At 69.6% G+C, this 2,265-nt stretch carries 2 protein-coding genes; both read left to right on the top strand.

Features of this window, described 5'->3' with window-relative positions; all coding sequences use genetic code 11:
* Positions 1-514: urease accessory protein UreD (locus tag BFF77_RS03015; RefSeq protein WP_066943511.1), on the top strand; the 514-nt coding region annotated here is incomplete at its 5' end.
* 209 nt (positions 515-723) lie between these two features.
* A complete protein-coding gene (locus BFF77_RS03010; RefSeq protein WP_107422054.1) occupies positions 724-2,232 on the top strand; it encodes an alpha/beta hydrolase in 1,509 nt (502 codons plus the stop codon).
* The last annotated feature ends 33 nt before the right edge of the window (positions 2,233-2,265 follow it).

Here is a 2,265-nt window from a genome sequence, read left to right as displayed (position 1 = left end):
CCTGCCCGGCCGCGCCGCCGGGCCCGCCCACTACGACGTACGGCTGACGGTCGGCGAGAGCGCCGAGCTGAACTGGCTGCCGGAGCAGCTCGTCTCCGCGTACGGCAGCGAGCTGCGGATGCGTACCCGTGTCGAACTCGCCGCCACCGGGCGCCTGACGCTGCGCGAGGAGCAGATCCTCGGCCGCCACGGAGAGGAGCCCGGCACCCTGTTCAGCCGGCTCACCGTGCTGCGCGCCGGACGTCCTCTGCTCGACCAGGAGCTTGCCTACGGCCCCGGTGCGCCCGCCGGCTGGGACGGCGGAGCGGTCCTCGGCGGCCATCGGGCCGTTGGCCAACTCCTCCTCGCCGGACCGGAGTTCGAGGAGAAACCGGCCGCGCCACGGCTGCTGGGGGAGAGCGCCGTACTCACTCCGCTCGCCGGACCCGCCGTGCTGATCACGGCCGTCGCACCCGACGCCCTGCGGTTGCGGCGCGTGCTGGACGACGTGCTGAGCACCGGTGCGTACCGCTGAGCGGGACGGAGTTCACCGGTTATTGGTTCGGTAAAGAATCGGCGATACCTTCTGTTCTCAGCCACCTCACAGACGAAAGGATCCCGGGGAGTCGTATCAACGCGCGTTGCGCAGGCAGCGCGGCACACAGGGGGAGGTTCCACTTGAGACGCACAGCAGTGCTCGGCTCGGCCGGCACTCTGCTCGCGGGCGCGCTCATAGCGAGCGCGATGGCCGTTCCGGCGAACGCCGACGGCCGTCACCACGGCGATCCGGCGGCGTACGGCGCCACGGTCGCCGCGGACCGGGCCGCGAAGAAGGGCATCGACTGGCAGGACTGCCCGGCCGACTGGTCACTGGAGAAGCCCATCCAGTGCGGTTATGTCACCGTGCCGCTCGACTACGGCAAGCCGAACGGCCGGCAGATCAAGCTCGCCGTCGACCGTATCGGCAACACCGGCACCAAGGACCAGCGCCAGGGCGCGCTGATCTACAACCCCGGTGGTCCCGGTGGCTCCGGCATGGCGTTCCCCCGCCGTGTCATCACCAAGAACGCCATCTGGGCGGACGCGGCGAAGGCGTACGACTTCGTGGGCTTCGACCCGCGCGGAGTCGGCCACTCGACGCCCATCTCCTGCGTCGATCCGACGGAGTTCGTCAAGGCGCCCAAGCTCGATCCCGTCCCGGACAGCGAGGCCGACAAGCGCGCCCAGCGCAAGCTGGCGGCCGAGTACGCGGACGGCTGCAAGGAGCGCAGCGGCTGGATGCTGCCGCACATGACGACGCCGAACACCGCACGGGACCTGGATGTCATCCGGGCCGCGCTCGGCGAGAAGAAGCTCAACTACCTGGGTGTCTCCTACGGCACCTATCTCGGCGCGGTCTACGGCACGCTGTTCCCGACGCATGTGCGCCGGATGATCGTGGACAGCGTGGTGAACCCGTCGAAGGAGAAGATCTGGTACCAGGCCAACCTGGACCAGGACATCGCCTTCGAGACCCGGTTCCAGGACTGGATGAAGTGGGTCGCCCAGAACGACGCGACCTTCCACATCGGTGCCACCACCGCCGAGGTCGAGCGTCAGTGGGAGAAGCTGCGGGCCGCCGCCAAGAAGAGCCCGATCGGTGGGATCGTCGGTCCCGCCGAGCTGATCGGCCTCTTCCAGGGCGCTCCGTACTACGACTCCAGCTGGGTGCCGGTCGCCTCCGTCTGGAGCGACTACCTGGCCGGTGACACCCAGGCGCTCGTGGACGCGGCCGGGCCGGATCTGTCCGACACCGTGGGCAACGCCAAGGCCGAGAACAGCAACGCGGTCTACACCGCCGTCGAGTGCGCCGACGCCAAGTGGCCCACGAGCTGGCGGACCTGGGACCGGGACAACACCCGGCTCCACCGCGACCACCCGTTCCTCACCTGGGCCAACGCCTGGATGAACCTGCCGTGCGCCACCTGGGGTGCCAAGCAGCAGACCCCGGTGGAGGTCAAGACCGGCAAGGGACTGCCGCCGGTGCTGATCACGCAGTCCACGCGTGACGCCGCCACGCCGTACGAGGGCGCCGTCGAGCTGCACAAGCGGTTCAAGGGCTCGCGTCTGATCACGGAGCGGGACGCCGGTTCGCACGGCATCACCAACCTGGTCAATCCGTGTGTCAACGACCGGGTGAAGGCCTATCTGCTGACCGGCGCGCTGGACCGCGCCGATGTGACGTGCGCTCCGCACGCCACGCCGAAGCCGTAAACAGCCGAGGAGGAGGGGCGGCCGGCCGCCCCT

The sequence above is a fragment of the Streptomyces lushanensis genome (genome assembly GCF_001700515.1).
Taxonomy (GTDB): domain Bacteria; phylum Actinomycetota; class Actinomycetes; order Streptomycetales; family Streptomycetaceae; genus Streptomyces; species Streptomyces lushanensis.
Note: the sequence above shows the minus strand (reverse complement) of the source record. Positions and strands in the feature narration are given on the sequence as shown.